Genomic DNA, 3,167 nt, shown 5'->3' on the forward strand with positions numbered 1-3,167 from the left:
GAGCGGTCCGCGCTCGCGCGCCGCGCGCAGCTCGCCGCAGATCGCCTTGATGCCGTGCGACACGGGCGCGGACGCGTCGACCTGGGCCAGCAGCGGCACCCAGGCGCAGAACAGGTCGCGGTACTCCGCCGCGATGGCGTCGCGCGGCGCGGCCAGGGCCACGTGCACGTCGGCCGTGCCGGACGCGCGCGCCAGGAAGGCGCACCAGCCGCTCACCAGGTATTCGGCATAGGACAGCTCGAAGTCGAGGCCCTGCGGCGTGACGTCGAAGGTGTGCGCGATGGGCGCGGCGTCGCTGGCGGCGGTGGGCAGCGCGTAGGGCAGGCGGTACGGGTTGTAGCCGGCCAGCTGCCGGCGCCAGTGGGCCGCGGCCTTGGAGGCGGCCGTGCCGGCCGTGGTGAGCTGCGCCTTCACGTCGCCGGCCGGCGAGGCGAAGCGTTCGCCCGCGCGCAGCAGGCCTGCCTGCGCGAGTTCGACGATGGAGACGCTCTGGCCTTCCAGGCGGCTCAGCCCTTCAATGCGGATGGACTGGCCGCCCGCGGCGATCTGCACGCCGGAGGCGTCGGCGCCGACGATCTGGCCGGGCTGCGCGCTGCCGGCAGCGCCTTCGACACTGGCCTTGCGCACCGCGTAGAACTCACCACCGATGGCCAGCTTGGGCCACACCAGCGGGCTGCCGTACGGGCCGTAGTCGGTGGCGCGCACCAGCGCGGCGATGCGCTCGGCGCCGTCGTTCCAGTCGATCACGTTCTCGGCCGGGAACTGCGCCTGCATGGAGAAGTAGCGGCGCTTGGTGAGGTCCTGCGGCGTCTCGGCCTGCGTGCCCTGCGCCAGCGCGTCGATCAGCGGGCCCAGGCTGCGGTAGGCGGCCTCGTCGCAGCGCAAGCCCAGCGACAGCGCGCTGTCGCCCGGCTCGATGGCGACCGGCACGCGCTTGAGGACCGGGCCGCCGTCCACCACGTCGCCGATGCGGTGCCAGGTGATGCCGTAGTCTTTTACGCCTTCGGAGATGGCCCACGACGGCACGTGCAGGCCCGAATACTCGGGCAGCGGGCCGTAGTGGTAGTTGATGTTCATCCGCTTGGCGCGCGCGAGCAGCGCATCGGGAATGACGGTGTAGTTGCCGACGCTGAACAGGACGTCGAACGACAGGTGCTCGCCAAGCGCGAGCGCTTCCTGCAGGTCGTAGTGCGCCACGCCCGCTTTGGCGGCCCAGGAGCGCGCCGCGCCGTCGGAGCCCTTGATCACGGCCTTCACGCGATGGCCCTTGGCCATCAGCAGGTCGCCGCAGCGCACGAACAGGCTGCCTTCGCCGATCAACAGCGCGTCCATCGTCTTCACGTTCATTGTTTCGGTCATGTCTTGTCCCTAAAAACTTCTGCTGGAGCGGGCACCCGATGGATGCGCCACTCCTATAAATGGAATGCGCTGCATTGCGCATTCCAGCTCACTTTCGTTGCCCGGGAGTTGCCCGGCAGTTGCCCGGCCTGGTGGGCCGTGCGAGGCATGCTGCGCATGCGCGTCGAGCGGTGCTTTTGGCACCCTTCACAAAAAAGAGGGCCGCTCCTCGCTTGCCCTGGACGGACAGTTTGGAGCGGCGCCCATTTAACCGATAAGTCCAAGTTTTCGCTGTAGTATCGAAAACTATCTACCTAATTTTAAAAAAATATCGAGCGATTATCGGATCGGCTCCGAGGCTGTTGGAAGTTTGTTCTTGTAACCTCAGGGACGGCATGTAACTGCTGAGTTGAACCGCAGAGCCTCCATGGCGAATCTGGTCACTGTGCAAAGATTCGGCGCGGTCTTGCAGCTTCCAGGCTGAGTCTTATTCTCTGTTTTGACAGCCTGATGAAGCTTTGCTCTTTTGATAGAGTCCATTTGGCGAGCGTCACAGACTAGGCTTGCAAAAGCATTCACCCTGTCTTTGTGGCGACAATCCTAGGGACTTCCCTGCCGGGATTTTCCCGGGCCGCGCACCGGCGCTTGGCAGCTGACAACTTTGCAGCTCGGCAGCTCGGCAGTGCGGTGAATGCATGGCGTGAAGCGCGAAAGTCTAGGTCCGCTGAGGTGGCGCAGCCAGTGCACTCGGGCAATGAAAACCAGTGCATTGATGCACTGTGCGCAGTGAACTCGGCTGTGTATCATCGCGAACCGCATCACGTAACAAGTGGTGTGTTGCATTGCCATTCATAGCCAGCGAAAAGATGTCGCCATGAAAACCAAGGACACCCGCATGGTGGTGCCGCTGATCCAGCTCACCAGCACCAACGGCGGCTCCGGCAACACGGCGATCGAACCGCGACTGCCTGAGGCGGGCGACGCGCGTACGCCTGCGCTGACGCGAACTCGGCATCGTGGCGTGTGTCGCGCCGCTGTCCGCTGTGCCACAACAGGCGCAACGAAAGGAAGCGCGCATGCCCGACGAAGTCCCCACGCCCGAGCCGAATCCCCTGAACAACCCAGACCCCCAGCCGGGCGACGGCAAGCCCAAGGCGCCGCCGTCGACCGAAGACGAGAGCGGGCCGCAGGCGCCCATCGAGTTGCCCGGCAAATCCAACCCGCCCGAGCGGGTCTGAAGAAAGCGCAATAACGCGTCAGCCGCGCGCCGCCTGCGCCAGCAGGTGCCGCGCATGGCGCGCCAACTGGGTCTTCAAGGCACGCGGCGCGATCACCTCGAAGCCGCAGGATAGGCGCGCCAGCTGCCGCGCGAACCAGTGCAGGTCGTCGGCCTGGCTGTGCAGCACCAAGCCGCGCTCGCTCGCCTGGAACACGCCGATGGTGGCGAACAGCTGTTCCTGCGCCGTCGCCATGTCGGTCTTCAGCAGCACCTGGATGGCGTGCATGCGCGGCAGGGTGGCCACGCCGAGCGCGAGATGGCGCACGGCATCGAAGTCGGCCGGCGGCGAGAAGGTGGCCGTGCCCGGCATGATGGCGCGCACGCGGTCGATGCGAAAGCTGCGCAGGCCGTGCCGCAGGTGGCAGTGGCCCACCGCATACCAGGCGCCGCCGCGCAGGGCCACCCCGTACACGTCCACCTCGCGCTCGGTTTCCGGCTGGCCGGCCGCTTGGTAGCGCAGCGCCACGCGCGTGCGCGCATGGGCGGCCTCGCTCAGCGCCAGCAGCGCATGCTGGCCGGCCGCCGCCGAGGAGCGCGCGAGGTCCAGCCG

Annotated in this window: 3 protein-coding genes; 1 reads left to right on the top strand and 2 read right to left on the bottom strand. The window is 67.0% G+C overall.

Annotated elements, in window-relative coordinates:
* Positions 1–1,359 (bottom strand): formyltransferase family protein (locus H0U68_RS13000; RefSeq protein WP_296356223.1); only part of this gene is annotated, 1,359 nt, incomplete at its 3' end.
* Between the two features lie 1,055 nt (positions 1,360–2,414).
* Between H0U68_RS13000 and H0U68_RS13005 the strand changes: the two genes are divergently transcribed.
* Entirely contained in the window at positions 2,415–2,576 is a 162-nt protein-coding gene (locus H0U68_RS13005; RefSeq protein ID WP_296356225.1) for a hypothetical protein, read from the top strand.
* A gap of 18 nt (positions 2,577–2,594) precedes the next feature.
* On the opposite strand, the gene H0U68_RS13010 is transcribed toward H0U68_RS13005, so the two are convergent.
* Positions 2,595–3,167 (bottom strand): WYL domain-containing protein (locus H0U68_RS13010; RefSeq protein ID WP_296356227.1); only part of this gene is annotated, 573 nt, incomplete at its 5' end.

Origin of the sequence: Ramlibacter sp., from assembly GCF_013697775.1 — a bacterium.
Classification (GTDB): domain Bacteria; phylum Pseudomonadota; class Gammaproteobacteria; order Burkholderiales; family Burkholderiaceae_C; genus Ramlibacter.

Bases quoted from the DNA above. Each gene is read 5' to 3' on its own strand.
- H0U68_RS13005 (WP_296356225.1), top strand. From the start codon at position 2,415: ATGCCCGACGAAGTCCCCACGCCCGAGCCGAATCCCCTGAACAACCCA.